Origin of the sequence: Pseudomonas sp. REB1044, from assembly GCF_038813925.1 — a bacterium.
Lineage (GTDB): Bacteria > Pseudomonadota > Gammaproteobacteria > Pseudomonadales > Pseudomonadaceae > Aquipseudomonas > Aquipseudomonas boreofloridensis.
Window position 1 is genome coordinate 4,832,470 of the sequence record NZ_CP046139.1, and the last position, 13,509, is coordinate 4,845,978.

At 65.3% G+C, this 13,509-nt stretch carries 14 protein-coding genes and 1 pseudogene; 11 read left to right on the plus strand and 4 right to left on the minus strand.

Annotation, left to right across the window (positions count from 1 at the left end; genetic code table 11):
• Nucleotides 1–68 precede the first annotated feature (68 nt).
• Nucleotides 69–344, minus strand: coding sequence for a polyhydroxyalkanoic acid system family protein (locus GKC70_RS21900; protein ID WP_039582732.1), 276 nt, complete (start codon nucleotides 342–344; stop codon nucleotides 69–71).
• 124 nt (nucleotides 345–468) lie between these two features.
• Here GKC70_RS21900 and ubiE point away from each other — a divergent pair, with 124 nt between their 5' ends.
• From ubiE to GKC70_RS21955, 11 genes and pseudogenes are all read left to right on the plus strand, one after another.
• Nucleotides 469–1,239, plus strand: a complete 771-nt coding sequence (gene ubiE / locus GKC70_RS21905; protein ID WP_039582730.1) for a bifunctional demethylmenaquinone methyltransferase/2-methoxy-6-polyprenyl-1,4-benzoquinol methylase UbiE — start codon at nucleotides 469–471, stop codon at nucleotides 1,237–1,239.
• A complete protein-coding gene (locus GKC70_RS21910; protein ID WP_039582728.1) occupies nucleotides 1,239–1,862 on the plus strand; it encodes an SCP2 sterol-binding domain-containing protein in 624 nt (207 codons plus the stop codon). Before ubiE ends, GKC70_RS21910 begins: the two co-directional genes overlap by 1 nt.
• Complete coding sequence (gene ubiB, locus GKC70_RS21915; RefSeq protein ID WP_295486611.1) at nucleotides 1,859–3,469, plus strand: ubiquinone biosynthesis regulatory protein kinase UbiB; 1,611 nt, start codon at nucleotides 1,859–1,861, stop codon at nucleotides 3,467–3,469. Before GKC70_RS21910 ends, ubiB begins: the two co-directional genes overlap by 4 nt.
• A 73-nt stretch (nucleotides 3,470–3,542) precedes the next feature.
• On the plus strand, nucleotides 3,543–3,935 hold the full coding sequence (gene hisI, locus GKC70_RS21920) for a phosphoribosyl-AMP cyclohydrolase (protein ID WP_342649913.1): 393 nt from the start codon (nucleotides 3,543–3,545) through the stop codon (nucleotides 3,933–3,935).
• A gap of 2 nt (nucleotides 3,936–3,937) precedes the next feature.
• On the plus strand, nucleotides 3,938–4,273 hold the full coding sequence (locus GKC70_RS21925; RefSeq protein ID WP_029614271.1) for a phosphoribosyl-ATP diphosphatase: 336 nt from the start codon (nucleotides 3,938–3,940) through the stop codon (nucleotides 4,271–4,273).
• A 54-nt stretch (nucleotides 4,274–4,327) separates the two neighbouring features.
• Nucleotides 4,328–4,621: a twin-arginine translocase TatA/TatE family subunit gene (locus tag GKC70_RS21930; RefSeq protein WP_029614272.1), complete on the plus strand. Its 294-nt coding sequence runs from the start codon at nucleotides 4,328–4,330 to the stop codon at nucleotides 4,619–4,621.
• Between the two features lie 3 nt (nucleotides 4,622–4,624).
• Nucleotides 4,625–4,990 (plus strand): annotated as a pseudogene (gene tatB / locus GKC70_RS21935) (Sec-independent protein translocase protein TatB); the annotation flags it as partial.
• A 4-nt stretch (nucleotides 4,991–4,994) separates the two neighbouring features.
• Complete coding sequence (gene tatC / locus GKC70_RS21940) at nucleotides 4,995–5,786, plus strand: twin-arginine translocase subunit TatC (protein WP_295486600.1); 792 nt, start codon at nucleotides 4,995–4,997, stop codon at nucleotides 5,784–5,786.
• Nucleotides 5,783–6,490 carry a 16S rRNA (uracil(1498)-N(3))-methyltransferase gene (locus tag GKC70_RS21945; protein WP_342649914.1) on the plus strand — a complete coding sequence of 236 codons (708 nt, stop codon included), beginning with the start codon at nucleotides 5,783–5,785 and terminating at the stop codon, nucleotides 6,488–6,490. The genes tatC and GKC70_RS21945 overlap by 4 nt, the downstream gene beginning before the upstream one ends.
• Before the next feature lie 105 nt (nucleotides 6,491–6,595).
• A complete protein-coding gene (locus GKC70_RS21950) occupies nucleotides 6,596–8,512 on the plus strand; it encodes a methyl-accepting chemotaxis protein (RefSeq protein WP_342649915.1) in 1,917 nt (638 codons plus the stop codon).
• 152 nt (nucleotides 8,513–8,664) lie between these two features.
• Nucleotides 8,665–10,608 carry a methyl-accepting chemotaxis protein gene (locus GKC70_RS21955; RefSeq protein ID WP_342649916.1) on the plus strand — a complete coding sequence of 648 codons (1,944 nt, stop codon included), beginning with the start codon at nucleotides 8,665–8,667 and terminating at the stop codon, nucleotides 10,606–10,608.
• 253 nt (nucleotides 10,609–10,861) lie between these two features.
• Here GKC70_RS21955 and GKC70_RS21960 read toward each other — a convergent pair whose 3' ends face one another.
• The 3 genes from GKC70_RS21960 to GKC70_RS21970 form a co-directional block, all read right to left on the minus strand.
• Nucleotides 10,862–11,596 carry an amino acid ABC transporter ATP-binding protein gene (locus tag GKC70_RS21960; protein ID WP_342651563.1) on the minus strand — a complete coding sequence of 245 codons (735 nt, stop codon included), beginning with the start codon at nucleotides 11,594–11,596 and terminating at the stop codon, nucleotides 10,862–10,864.
• Nucleotides 11,589–12,551, minus strand: a complete 963-nt coding sequence (locus tag GKC70_RS21965) for an amino acid ABC transporter permease (protein ID WP_039582714.1) — start codon at nucleotides 12,549–12,551, stop codon at nucleotides 11,589–11,591. The genes GKC70_RS21960 and GKC70_RS21965 overlap by 8 nt, the downstream gene beginning before the upstream one ends.
• 125 nt (nucleotides 12,552–12,676) lie before the next feature.
• Nucleotides 12,677–13,474, minus strand: coding sequence for a transporter substrate-binding domain-containing protein (locus GKC70_RS21970; RefSeq protein WP_029612516.1), 798 nt, complete (start codon nucleotides 13,472–13,474; stop codon nucleotides 12,677–12,679).
• Between the last annotated feature and the right edge of the window lie 35 nt (nucleotides 13,475–13,509).

Below are 13,509 nucleotides of genomic sequence, written 5' to 3' on the forward strand. Positions count from 1 at the left end.
TTGAGGAGTCAGTGGCACATACCCCCGGTCCGTAGCGATACGCAACGCTACGGACCGGGGACCGAGGCTCACACCAGGCTCTTGTCCAATGCCCGCTCGATCTCGCCCTTGATGGTCCCGCTCATCATCGACAGCATCATGCCCAGCTTCAGATCGACGCGGATGCTGTCCTCGCCGATGTGCACGCTGCCCTTGGCGCCGCTGCGCGCCACATCGACGCGGTCGCCGTCCCAGGTGGCTTTCAGGTCGTACTCGCGCGACAGTCGCTCGACCAGGGCCTCGGCCTTGGCGCGGGCGGCTTCGCGGCCGAGGGAATGTTTGCGTTCGACGCTGATCTGAGTCATGCGGGGTATCCAGGCAATGAAGACATAATCGGCATTATGCCCGCGCCCGCCAGAGGGTACACCCCGCCAAGACAAATCCGCCCGTTCACCCTAGAATGGCGGTACTTTTTCCCGGTGAAGCGATATGAACGACCAGCGCAAAGGCGACTCCGCCGAACCCACCACTCATTTCGGCTACCAGGACGTGCCTGAAAGCCAGAAAGCCAAGAAGGTCGCCGAGGTCTTCCACTCCGTGGCCGCCAAATACGACCTGATGAACGACGTGCTCTCCGGCGGCATGCACCGCCTGTGGAAGCGCTTCACCATCGAGCTGTCCGGCGTACGCCCCGGCAATCGCGTGCTCGACATCGCCGGCGGCACGGGCGACCTGGCCGCCAAGTTCTCGCGCCTGGTCGGCCCCACCGGCCAGGTGGTGCTGGCCGACATCAACGAATCGATGCTCAAGGTCGGTCGCGACCGCCTGCTCGACCGTGGCGTGGCCGGCAACATCGAGTTCGTCCAGGCCGACGCCGAGAAGCTGCCCTTCCCCGACAACCACTTCGACTGCGTGACCATCGCCTTCGGCCTGCGCAACGTCACCCACAAGGACGACGCCATCCGCTCGATGCTGCGCGTGCTCAAGCCGGGCGGTCGCCTGCTGGTGCTGGAGTTCTCCAAGCCCACCAACAAACTCATGTCCAAGGCCTACGACGCCTATTCGTTCGCCTTCATGCCGCTGGCCGGCAAGCTGATCACCAACGACTCGGAAAGCTACCGCTACCTGGCCGAATCGATCCGCATGCACCCCGACCAGGAAACCCTCAAGAGCATGATGGTCGCCGCCGGCTTCGACCGCGTCACCTACCACAACATGACCAGCGGCATCGTCGCCGTGCACCGCGGGATCAAGCCCTGATGCTCATGGCCGGCCTGCTCGCCAGCGTCGAGCACGGGCTCAACCGCGTGCTGCGCCTGGACAGCACGGCGCTGCCGCGCCTGAGCGCGCTCGAAGGCAAGGTGATCGCCATCGACTGTCGCCAGCCGGCCCTGCAACTGTTCATCCTGCCTGACGAGCAAGGCCTGATGCTGGCCGCGCATTGGGAAGGCGACGTGCACTGCACCTTGCGCGCCCCCGCCGCCAGCCTCGCCCAGTTGGCGCTGGCCAAGGACAAGACCGCCGTGCTGCACAGCCCGCAGGTGCAACTGCATGGCGACAGCGCCGTGCTGCTGGACCTGGTCGGTGTGCTCCAGGACCTGGAACTGGACTGGGAATACGAGCTGGCGCGCTGGCTGGGCCCTGTGCCCACCGCGCTGCTCGCAGGTCATGTGCGCCAGCGCGCGCAGTGGACGCGCCAGGGTTTGGCGCGCTTCGGCCAGAACCTGTCCGAATACCTGGCCGAGGAATCGCGCACCCTGGTCGGCCAGCGCGAAGCCGAGGCCGCGTTCAGCGAGCTCGACGCGCTGAAAGTCGACATCGAACGTCTCGAGGCGCGTATCCGCCGCCTTTCCCTCCCCCCTGATTCCAGCGATAACGCATGAAGCTGCTCGCCGTCCGCCGTCTGTTGCGCATCCAGCGCGTCGTGATCCGCTACCGCCTCGATGACCTGCTGTTCGACCTGCCCCTGCCCTGGTGGCTGCTGAGCCTGCGCCTGCTGCTGCCCTGGCGTTGGCTGCCGCGCAAGCGCAGCGCGCTCAGCCGTGGCGCGCGGGTGCGCCTGGCCTTGCAGGATCTCGGCCCGATCTTCATCAAGTTCGGCCAACTGCTGTCCACCCGCCGCGATCTGCTGCCGGCCGACGTCGCCGATGAGCTGATGCTGCTGCAGGACCGCGTACCGCCGTTCGACCCTCAGCAGGCCGTGGCGCTGATCGAAGCGCAACTGGGGGCCAAGGTCGGTGAAGTGTTCAGCCGCTTCGACGTCGAGCCGCTGGCGTCCGCCTCGGTGGCCCAGGTGCATGCCGCACGCCTCAAGAGCGGCGAGGAAGTGGTGGTCAAGGTGGTGCGCCCCGGCCTGAAGCCGATCATCGCCCAGGACCTGGCGTGGCTGTTCCTGATCGCCAAGGGCGCCGAACGGCTCTCGGCCGACGCGCGCCGCCTGCACCCGGTGGAGGTGGTCGGCGATTACGAGAAGACCATCTACGACGAGCTCGACCTGCTGCGCGAGGCGGCCAACGCCAGCCAACTGCGGCGCAACTTCGAAGGCTCCGAGCTGATGTACGTGCCGCAGGTCTACTGGGACTTCTGCCGCCCGAAAGTGCTGGTGATGGAGCGCATCTACGGCGTGCCGGTGACCGACATGGCCACCCTCGCCGACCAGCGCACCGACATGAAGGCGCTGGCCGAGCGCGGTGTCGAAGTGTTCTTCACCCAGGTGTTTCGCGACAGCTTCTTCCACGCCGACATGCACCCGGGCAACATCTTCGTCAGCACGGTCAAGCCGTGGAGCCCGCAGTACATCGCCATCGACTGCGGCATCGTCGGCAGCCTCACCGATGAGGACCAGGACTACCTGGCGCGCAACCTGATCGCCTTCTTCAAGCGCGATTACCGCCGCGTGGCACAGTTGCACATCGACTCGGGCTGGGTGCCGGCCACGACCAAGGTCAACGAGTTCGAGGCGGCGATTCGCACCGTGTGCGAGCCGATCTTCGAAAAACCGTTAAAGGATATTTCCTTCGGCCAGGTGCTGATGCGCCTGTTCCAGACCGCACGGCGCTTCAACATGGAAGTGCAGCCGCAACTGGTGTTGCTGCAAAAAACCCTGCTCAACATCGAAGGCCTGGGCCGCCAGCTGTACCCGGAGCTGGACCTGTGGAGCACTGCCAAACCGTACCTGGAACGCTGGATGCGCGAGCGCATGAGCCCCAAGGCGGTGCTGGGCAACCTCTACAGCCAGGCCGAGCAACTGCCGCACCTGGCCGACATGACCCGCGATGTGCTCGAACGCCTGTCGCAGCCGCACCTGCACAATGCGCACCTGCCCGAGCGCCAAGCGCCCGCTGACCGCTGGGCGCTGCGCCTGCTCGGTGCCGGTCTGCTGACCGGCGGCGCGACCCTCGCCGCTGGCGCTGCCAGCCTCAGCGCACCCGCCGCATGGCCGGCCTGGCTGATGCTCGCCGCCGGGCTGTACCTGATCGTGCGCCGATAGCCAGCGGCGCGGCTGGCTGGCACACTAGCGGCAATCGGCCCGGTACGGGAGCGGGCCTGAGTTGGAGTCGACGATGAAAGACTGGCTGGACGAGATCAAGTGGAACAGCGATGGCCTGGTACCGGCGATCGCCCAGGACCACAAGACCGGGCGCGTACTGATGATGGCCTGGATGAACCGTGAATCGCTCGCCCTCACCGTCGCCGAGCATCGCGCCATCTACTGGTCGCGCTCGCGTGGCAAGCTGTGGCGCAAGGGCGAAGAGTCCGGCCATGTGCAGACGCTGCATGAGCTGCGCCTGGACTGCGATGCCGACGTGGTCATCCTGATGGTCGAGCAACTGGGCCACATCGCCTGCCATACCGGCCGTGAAAGCTGCTTCTATCGCGTCTTCGAAAACGGCCAATGGAAAACCGTCGATCCGGTGCTCAAAGACCCGGACGCCATCTACCACGCAGGGCACTGAACATGAGCGACACCCTTGACCGCCTCGCCGAGGTGCTGGAACAGCGCAAGCAGGCGGCACCCGACAGCTCCTACGTGGCCAGCCTGTACCACAAGGGCTTGAACAAGATTCTGGAGAAGCTCGGCGAGGAATCGATCGAGACCATCATCGCCGCCAAGGACGCTGCCGTGAGCAACGATTGCAGCGATGTCATCTACGAGACCGCAGACCTGTGGTTCCATAGCCTGGTGATGCTCAGCGCACTGGGCCAGCATCCGCAGGCGGTGCTGGACGAACTGGACCGCCGCTTCGGGCTGTCCGGGCACGACGAGAAAGCCGCGCGACAACCGTCGGCCTGACGTTCACCGCCCCGCAGCGTCGCTTGGCCGACACACATTTTCAGGAGTACGAACATGGGTATTTTTGACTGGAAACACTGGATCGTCCTGCTGGTCGTGGTGGTGCTGGTGTTCGGCACCAAGAAGCTGAAGAACTTCGGCAGCGACCTGGGCGAATCGATCAAGGGCTTTCGCAAGGCCATGAACGAGGAGGAGCACAAGCCGGCCGAGCCGACACCTCCACCCGTTCAGCCCGTGCAACCGACTGTACAGCCTACCCAGCAGCCGCACAGCACCGCGCCGCTGACCACGCCACACACCCTCGAGGGCCAGGCTCAGCCGGTCCAAGAGCCGCAGCGCAAAGACTGACCCATGTTCGGTATCAGCTTCAGCGAGCTGTTGCTCGTCGGCCTGGTCGCCCTGCTGGTACTCGGCCCCGAGCGCCTGCCGGGTGCCGCGCGCACCGCAGGCCTGTGGATCGGGCGGCTCAAGCGCAGCTTCAACAGCATCAAGATGGAGGTCGAGCGCGAGATCGGTGCCGACGACATCCGCCGTCAGTTGCACAACGAGCACATCCTGCGCATGGAAGAAGAAGCCAAGCGCATTCTCGACCCGTACAAGGCACCGGCGGTGCCCACCGTGGACACGCCGTCGATCGGCACCCCACCGGTCGTCCCGACCGATGCCCCCGCCGCGCCAGCGGTGCCCACCCACCCTGAGCCGCCGCAGCCCCCAAAGCCCCATGAGCCAGATCCCGGATCACGACCAGCCGATGCCGCTGGTTTCGCACCTGACCGAACTGCGCACGCGCCTGCTGCGCTGCGTCGCGGTCATCTTCCTGATCTTCGCCGGGCTGTTCTCCTTCGCCCAGCAGATCTACACCCTGGTCTCGGCGCCACTGCGCGAACATTTGCCGGCCAACGCGACGATGATCGCCACCGACGTGGCCTCGCCGTTCCTCACGCCGTTCAAGCTGACCATGATCGTCTCGCTGTTCCTGGCCATTCCGTTCATCCTTCAGCAGATCTGGGGTTTCATCGCGCCTGGGCTATATCGCCATGAAAAGCGCATCGCCATCCCGCTGCTGATCTCCAGCATCATCCTGTTCTACGCCGGCATGGCCTTCGCCTACTTCCTGGTGTTCCCGCTGATCTTCGGCTTCTTCGCCAGCGCCACCCCCGAAGGCGTGTCGATGATGACCGACATTGCCAGCTACCTCGATTTCGTCATGACCCTGTTCTTCGCCTTCGGCGTGGCCTTCGAAATCCCGGTGGCGGTGGTGCTGCTGGTGTGGATCGGCGTGGTCGACGTGAAGTACCTGAAGAAAATCCGCCCCTACGTGATCATCGGCTGCTTCGTGGTCGGCATGATCCTCACCCCGCCGGACATCTTCTCCCAGACCTTGCTGGCCGTGCCCATGTGGCTGCTGTTCGAGATCGGCGTGCTGTGCGGCGGCCTGATCCGCAAGCGCGGCCAAGAGGCGGACGAGGCGGCAAACGATTCCGACGACCAGCCACCTGCGACCCAGCCGTGAACCTGCTGCTGCTCGAGGAGGCCGACTTCGTCGCGGCCGACCGTGTGGTGCTGGCCGACCGGCGCTTCACCCACATGCAGAACATCCACCGCGTCGCGGTGGGTGACCGCCTGCGCGTCGGTCGCATCGGCGGTCTCATGGGCCAGGCCGAAGTGCTCAGCCTGGCCGCTCACCAGGCCGAGTTGCGCGTCAGCTTCGATCAGCCGCCACCGGCCAAACTGCCGTTGACCCTGGTGCTGGCGGTGCCCCGGCCGAAAATGCTGCGGCGGCTGTTCCAGACCATCGCCACCCTCGGCGTGCCTCGGCTGATCCTGGTCAACAGCTACAAAGTCGAGAAAAGCTTCTGGCAGACCCCCTTCCTACACCCCGATAGCATCCGCGAGAACCTGATCCTGGGTCTGGAACAGGCACGCGACACGGTGCTGCCGGAGGTGATCATCGAAAAGCGCTTCAAGCCCTTCGTCGAAGACCGCCTGCCGGCCATCGCCGCCGATACCCTGGGCTTGGTGGGGCATCCGGGACCGTACCCAGCCTGCCCGCGGGCGGTGGACCGGCCGGTGACGCTGGCCATCGGCCCGGAAGGTGGTTGGATTCCCTACGAGGTGGACCTGCTGGCCAAGGCCGGACTGGCACCGGTGCAACTCGGCGAGCGCATCCTGCGCGTGGAAACCGCCGTTACCGCGCTACTGTCGCGAATTTTCTGACCGATCGATCAGAAATAAAGAGTCAAGTTTCTCCCCCTCTGGCCGATGGGCTAGACAATACCCATAAAAAATCCAGGCATCGCCGCGTGTCCAGGGGAGGACGTCATGTTCGCAAAAGTTGCCCAATCACTGGGAAACATCAGTGTCAGCCGCAAGCTTGCGGTCGGTTTCGGTCTGGTGCTGCTGCTGACACTGGCCATCGCTGCCACCGGCTGGCGAGGCATGGACAGCATCACCAGCCGCGGCGACAAGCTCGGCAACATCTCGGTCATCCTGGCCAATGCACAGGAAATGCGCATCGCCCGCCAGCGCTTCGAGCGTGAGCGCGACGAGTCGTCCGCGGGCACGCTGCAGCAGGCGATCGATCAGCTCAACGCTCAAGTGGAAAAAATGGTAGGGAAGATCACGATTCCCGAGGATCGCCAGCGCCTGGAGCAGCAGCGCAAGGCGCTGGAAACGTACCGCCAGGCCCTGGCCGACCTGACCCAGGCCGAACAGCGCCGCCAGGCTGCCCGCGGGATGCTCGGCGACAGCGCCGACAAAGCCGCCGCACTCATTGCCCAGGTCCAGCAGCGTCTGCTGCAACGCGGCGATATCAATCAGTACCAGTCCATCGTGCAGGCCAGCACGCTGCTGCAGCAGGCGCGCTTCCAGGTGCGCGGCTACACCTACAGCGGCAAGGCAGAATTCCAGCAAACCGCCCTGCAGGCCATCGACCAGTCGGTGACGGTGCTCAAGGCCCTGCCCACCCAGGTTCCGGCTGAATACGCCAGCAGCCTCGACGATGCGGCGACGGCCATGGCCGCCTACCGCGATGCCGTCGAGCAGGTCGGGGTGGCACAGGACGCCGCCAATCAGGCCTTGCAGCGCATGGTCAGCCAGGACCGGCTGATCAACGACCTGGGTCAGCAGATGACCGCCTCGCAAACCCAGGTACGCGACAGCGGCGCCCGCCAGGCCAAGACCTTGCTCGGCGGTGCCACTGCCTTGGCGCTGCTGTTGGGCATGCTCGCTGCGCTGGCCATCACCCGGCAGATCGTCGCGCCGTTGCGCCAGACCCTCTCGACGGCGCAACGCGTGGCCAGTGGCGACCTCAGCCTGGATGCACCGACGCAGCGCCGCGACGAACTCGGACAGTTACAGGCCAGCATGCAGCGCATGACCCAGAGTCTGCGCGAGCTGATCGGCGGTATAGGTGACGGTGTTACGCAGATCGCTAGCGCCGCCGAGGAGCTCTCGGCGGTCACCGAGCAGACCAGTGCGGGAGTCAACAATCAGAAGGTGGAGACCGACCAGGTGGCCACCGCCATGAACGAGATGACCGCCACCGTGCAGGACGTGGCGCGCAATGCCGAGCAGGCCTCGGAAGCGGCGCTGATGGCTGACCAGCAGGCCCGCGAGGGCGATCGGGTGGTCGCCGAAGCCATCGCCCAGATCGAGCGCCTGGCCGCCGAGGTGGGGCACTCCAGCGAGGCCATGACCCAGTTGCGCGGCGAAAGCGACAAGATCGGCAGCGTGCTGGACGTGATCAAGGCCGTGGCCCAGCAGACCAACTTGCTGGCGCTCAACGCCGCCATCGAAGCGGCCCGCGCCGGGGAAGCCGGTCGCGGGTTCGCCGTGGTCGCCGACGAGGTCCGCAGTCTGGCCCAGCGCACCCAGCAGTCCACCGAAGAAATCGAAGAGTTGATCGCCAGGCTGCAGAGCGGCACCCAGCGGGCGTCCAGCGTCATGGACGGCAGCCGTGCACTCACCGACAGCAGCGTCGAACTGACCCGTCGCGCGGGCAGTTCACTGGCGACCATCACCCGCACCGTGTCGTCGATCCAGTCGATGAACCAGCAGATCGCCACGGCCGCCGAGCAGCAGAGCGCGGTGGCCGAAGAGATCAACCGCAGCGTGATGAACGTGCGCGACATTTCCGACCAGACCTCGGCGGCCAGCGAAGAAACCGCCAGTTCCAGCGTCGAGTTGGCACGCCTGGGCACCCATTTGCAGAGCCTGGTCGCGCGCTTCCGCTTGTGAAGCGCCGCACCCAAGGAATCTTCACTCCCATGTAGAGGACGTTTCCCACAGCATTTACAGGTCGAGTCCCACGAGGTCCGTGCCGATGAGCAGAAGAGCCATACTGGCAACTTACCAGCATGGCCTTTCTCTCAATTGGACGGAGACTCGCCATGTTCGGACCCTTCACTCGCCGCCTGGACAACCTCAGTGTCCGGCTCAAGCTCACCCTCGGTTTCGCCGTGGTCCTGCTACTCACACTCGCCACCACGGTCACCGGTTGGCGGGCCTTGGACGGCGCCATCAACCGCTCGCAGCAGCTCAGCGAGATCGTGCGCATCAACGACCTGACCAAGGACCTGCGCGCTGAGCGCATCACCTTCCGCGTGCTGTCCGATGACGCCAGCAAGGCCCGCATCGAGCAGATCCTCGAACAGTTGCAGGGCATGCTCACCCTGCTCCAGCAGCGCAGCAGCGTCGAAGACTCACGCCAATTGCTCACCGAAAGCCTGCAACAGTTGCAGCGCCTGCGGCAGAACTTCAGCGAGCTGCTGGGGGTGGTGCTCAACCGCGCCGAGTTGCGCAGCACCATGCAGGCCCGGGTGCGCACCCTGGCTGAAGCCATTGACGAGGTGCAGACCCAGGCCCTGCTCAAGCTGCCGGCCGACGGTCAGCAGAACGGGCTGCTCGGGGTCATGGATACGCTCACCCGCCAGGTCGACAGCGCCGAGCAGCAGAGCCTGGTCCCGGCCTATACCTTTTCGCCGGTGGAAGACTTCGCCAAGGTCGGCGACCAGGCGCTGGACGCCGCGCAAGTCAGCTTGGAACAGATGCTCACGGCATTGGCGCCCTTGGGCCTGCCGGCCGATCTGATGGGGCGCCCCAAGCTGGCCCTGGCTCAGTACCGGGCCAGCCTGGAGCAGTACCGCCAGGTGGCGATCCGTGCCGAACGTCTGCAGAACAGCATGGAGAGCATCGGCAACCAACTGCGCGCGACCAGCGTGACCCTGGCCGAGCACAAGGTCGAGCAGCGTGACCGCGAGGCCCTGGCCGCCCACTCGCTGCTCACCAGCGTCGCGTTGCTGGCGTTGTTGGTGGGCGTGCTGGCGGCCTGGCTGATCACCCGGCAGATCACCCTGCCCCTGCGCCAGACCCTGGCCCAGGCCGCGCGCATCGCCCGTGGCGACCTCAGCCAGGTGCACAGCGTGGCGCGTCGCGACGAGATGGGCCAGTTGCAGACCAGCATGCAGGAGATGACCCTGAGCTTGCGCCAGTTGATCGGCGGCATCGACCAGAGCGTGGGCCATCTGTCACAGGCGGCTACGCAACTGGCCGGTGCCAGCGCCGAAACCCTGGAGCGCATTACCCAGCAGCGCGAGGAAACCGACCAGGTGGCCACGGCGATGAACCAGATGAGCGCCACGGTGCAGGAGGTGGCGCAGAACGCCGAGCATGCCTCGCTGGCCGCCACCGACGCCGACCACCAGGCGCAGATGGGCGACCAGGTGGTGGGCGAGGCCATCGCCCGCATCGAGCAGTTGGCGATGCAGATGGACCGCTGCCTGAGTTCGATGCAGCACCTGGCCGGGGAAAGCCAGCGCATCGGCAGCATTCTCGATGTGATCAAGTCCGTGTCCGAGCAGACCAACCTGCTGGCGCTCAACGCCGCCATCGAAGCGGCGCGCGCCGGTGAAGCCGGACGCGGTTTCGCCGTGGTCGCCGACGAAGTGCGCGGCCTGGCCCAGCGCACGCAGCAGTCCACCGAGGAAATCGAGCACCTGATCGAAAGCCTGCACCAAGGCACCGACGAAGTGACCTCGTTGCTCGACAGCAGCCGCACCCTCACCGAGCAGAGCGTCGAACTCAGCCGCCGCGCAGGCGACGCGCTGAGCCAGATCACCCGCACGGTGTCGAACATCCAGGGCATGAATCAGCAGATCGCCACCGCCAGCGAACAGCAGAGCGTGGTGGCCGAACAGATCAACCGCAGCGTGATCAGCGTACGCGAGGCGTCCGACCACACCAGCACTGCCAGCGAGCAGACCGCCAGCTCCAGCGGCGAACTGGAGCAGTTGGGGCAACAGCTAAGGGGAATGGTCGGGCGCTTCAGCTTGTAGCCGTGCCAAACAATCACCTGATACAGGGACCGCTTTGCGGTCCAATCGCGACACAAGGCCGCTCCCACAAAAGCCGCGCTGGATTCTGGAAATCATGCGCTGCAGATGAACAACAAACGCATGATCACCCGGTGTCGCCTACGGTCCCCAGGAGGTGACGCAAGCGCAATCTCGTGGGAGCGGCCTTGCGTCGCGATTGGACCGCGTAGCGGTCCCCGCTTTCCAGCTCTGCCGCCGCAATTGGCATCCCCGCTCACAGCACCTGGCGCAGGAACGCCTGGGCGCGCGGATCGGTGGGGGCGGCGAAGAACGCGGCCGGTGCCGCATCCTCCAGCAGCTTGCCATGGTCGAAGAACAGCACGCGGTCGGCCACTTCACGGGCGAAGCCCATTTCGTGGGTGACGCAGACCATGGTCATGCCTTCCTGGGCCAGGGTCTTCATCACGTCCAGGACCTCGCCGACCATTTCCGGGTCCAGCGCCGAGGTGGGCTCGTCGAACAGCATGACCTTGGGGTCCATCGCCAGCGCACGGGCGATGGCCACCCGCTGCTGCTGACCTCCGGAGAGGCGCGAGGGGTATTCGTTGGCTTTCTCAGCGATGCCCACCTTCAGCAGCAATGCCCGCGCCTTGGCCTCGCGCTCGGCCTTGCTGCGCTTGCGCACCACTTTCTGGGCCAGGCACAGGTTCTCCAGCACGGTCATGTGCGGGAACAGGTTGAAGTGCTGGAACACCATCCCCACTTCGCGGCGGTAGGCGTTGATGTCGGTCTTGGGGTCTTCCAGGTGCAAGCCGTCGATGGCCACGTGGCCCTGGTCGAAATGCTCCAGGCCGTTCAGGCAGCGCAGGAACGTCGACTTGCCCGAGCCCGACGGGCCCAGCACCACCACCACTTCACCCTTGGCCACCTGCGTGCTCACCTGGTCCACCGCACGCACCACCTGTCCCCGAGTGTCGAAGACTTTCAGCAGGTCACGAACTTCAATCACTTTGCGCAAGCCTCCGCTCGAGCCGGCTGGCGATGTGCGACAGCGGCAGGTTGATCAGCAGGTACAGGCCCGCTACGCAGAACCAGATTTCGAAAGTCGAGAAGGACGTGGTAATGGCCTCGCGACCGCTCTTGGTCAGCTCGGTGATGGCGATCACCGACACCAGCGAGGTGTCCTTGACCAGGCTGATGAACTGCCCGGCCAGCGGCGGCAGCACACGCTTGAAGGCCTGGGGCAGGATCACGTGGCGCATCGACTGCCCGGCATTGAGGCCCAGCGAGCGCGCCGCCTCGTTCTGCCCCTTGGCGATCGACTGCACGCCCGCGCGCACGATTTCGGCCACGTAGGCGCCGGTGAAAAGCGCCAGCGCCGCCACCCCGGCAAACTCTCGGGACAGGTTGAGCACGGTGCCGATGAAGAAGTAGAAGATGAAGATCTGCACCAGCAGCGGCGTGCCGCGCACCAGCTCGACGTACACCGTGGACAGGTCGCGCAGGGTCGGGTTGTTCGACAACCGGCACAGCCCGGCGAACAGGCCGATCAGCAGACCGAAGGCGCCGGACAGCACGGAAATCCACAAGGTGGTCCACAACCCCCAGGCCAGCGGTCCGGCCGTCCAGTGGCGGGTCACACCGACTGCGTCGCCCTCGGAGACGTCATCGCCACGGCTCAGTTGCAGGCTGTCCTTGGCCACGTCTAGCACCTGCGTGTCGCCGTCCTCGCCTTTGAGGGTCACGCGCGCCTGGTCGCCGGAGACCACGATCTCTTCGACGCTGCCGTAGCTGGCCGCACGTTGCACGTCTTCGGCCTGGAAGGCGAAGTATTGAGGGACGCGGTTCCAGCGCCACTCATAGGAAATCATCGACGTGGCCAGGTACAGGCTGCACGCCAGCCCCACCAGCACCAGCGCGGTGAGCGCGTGCCAGGGCCACTGGGGTTTGTTGTGTTTGATCACGGGGGTACTCCGCACAGCGCCGCGCGGCAAGCCACACGCGGTCCGCTACGAGCAGACGCGCACCGTCATCAGGTGTCGCGCGTTCTCGTAGCGGGCCGCGTGTGGCTTGCCGCGCGCGTCTGGGTTTATTCCATTTCCTTGAGCCAGTCGGTCTTCTTGAACCACTTGTCGTGGATACGATCGTAGGTGCCGTCGTGCTTGATCTGGTGCAGGAAATTGTTGATGAAGTTGATGCTGTCGTAGTCGCCCTTCTTCAGGCCGAACGCCAGCGGCTCGTAGGTGAAGGGCTCTTCCAGGTACACCAGCTTGCCGGCGCCGGCCTTGTTCACCGCGACCACGTTGTAGGGCGCGTCGTAGACGAAGGCGTCGGCCTTGCCGTTGACCACGTCCATCACCGCTTCCTGCTCGTTGTCGTAACCGTGGTACTTGGCCTTGCTGATCAGCTTCTTGGCCACCATCTCGCCGGTGGTGCCGAGCTTGGAGGTCAGGCGGTACTTCTCGTCGTTCAGGTCCTTGTACGACTTGATCTCGCCTTGCAGTTCCTTGCGGATCAGCAGGGTCTGGCCGACCACGATGAAGGGCTCGCTGAAGTTCAGGCGCAGGTTGCGCTCCTGGGTCAGGGTCATGCCGCTGCCGATCATGTCGAACTTGTCGGTGAGCAGCGCCGGGATGATGCCGTCATAGGCCGTGGAGACGGTCTCCAGCTTCACGCCCATGGACTTGGCCATGGCCTTGAGGATGTCCACCTCGAAGCCGATGATCTCGCCACGCTTGTTGGTCATTTCGAACGGCATGTAGGTCGGGTCCATGCCCACACGCAGGGTGCCGCGCTTGACCGCATCGTCGATGGCGCCGGCCTGGGCGGCGGACACCGCCACCAGTGCCGTGACGCCCAGCAGCATGCGCGACAGGTATTTCTTCATCATCACCAAGTCCCCTAGCAGGAAGTTCGCAGAAT

Bases quoted from the DNA above. Each gene is read 5' to 3' on its own strand.
- GKC70_RS21900 (WP_039582732.1), bottom strand. From the start codon at position 344: ATGACTCAGATCAGCGTCGAACGCAAACATTCCCTCGGCCGCGAAGCC.
- ubiE (WP_039582730.1), top strand. From the start codon at position 469: ATGAACGACCAGCGCAAAGGCGACTCCGCCGAACCCACCACTCATTTC.
- GKC70_RS21910 (WP_039582728.1), top strand. From the start codon at position 1,239: ATGCTCATGGCCGGCCTGCTCGCCAGCGTCGAGCACGGGCTCAACCGC.
- ubiB (WP_295486611.1), top strand. From the start codon at position 1,859: ATGAAGCTGCTCGCCGTCCGCCGTCTGTTGCGCATCCAGCGCGTCGTG.
- hisI (WP_342649913.1), top strand. From the start codon at position 3,543: ATGAAAGACTGGCTGGACGAGATCAAGTGGAACAGCGATGGCCTGGTA.
- GKC70_RS21925 (WP_029614271.1), top strand. From the start codon at position 3,938: ATGAGCGACACCCTTGACCGCCTCGCCGAGGTGCTGGAACAGCGCAAG.
- GKC70_RS21930 (WP_029614272.1), top strand. From the start codon at position 4,328: ATGGGTATTTTTGACTGGAAACACTGGATCGTCCTGCTGGTCGTGGTG.
- tatC (WP_295486600.1), top strand. From the start codon at position 4,995: ATGAGCCAGATCCCGGATCACGACCAGCCGATGCCGCTGGTTTCGCAC.
- GKC70_RS21950 (WP_342649915.1), top strand. From the start codon at position 6,596: ATGTTCGCAAAAGTTGCCCAATCACTGGGAAACATCAGTGTCAGCCGC.
- GKC70_RS21955 (WP_342649916.1), top strand. From the start codon at position 8,665: ATGTTCGGACCCTTCACTCGCCGCCTGGACAACCTCAGTGTCCGGCTC.
- GKC70_RS21970 (WP_029612516.1), bottom strand. From the start codon at position 13,474: ATGAAGAAATACCTGTCGCGCATGCTGCTGGGCGTCACGGCACTGGTG.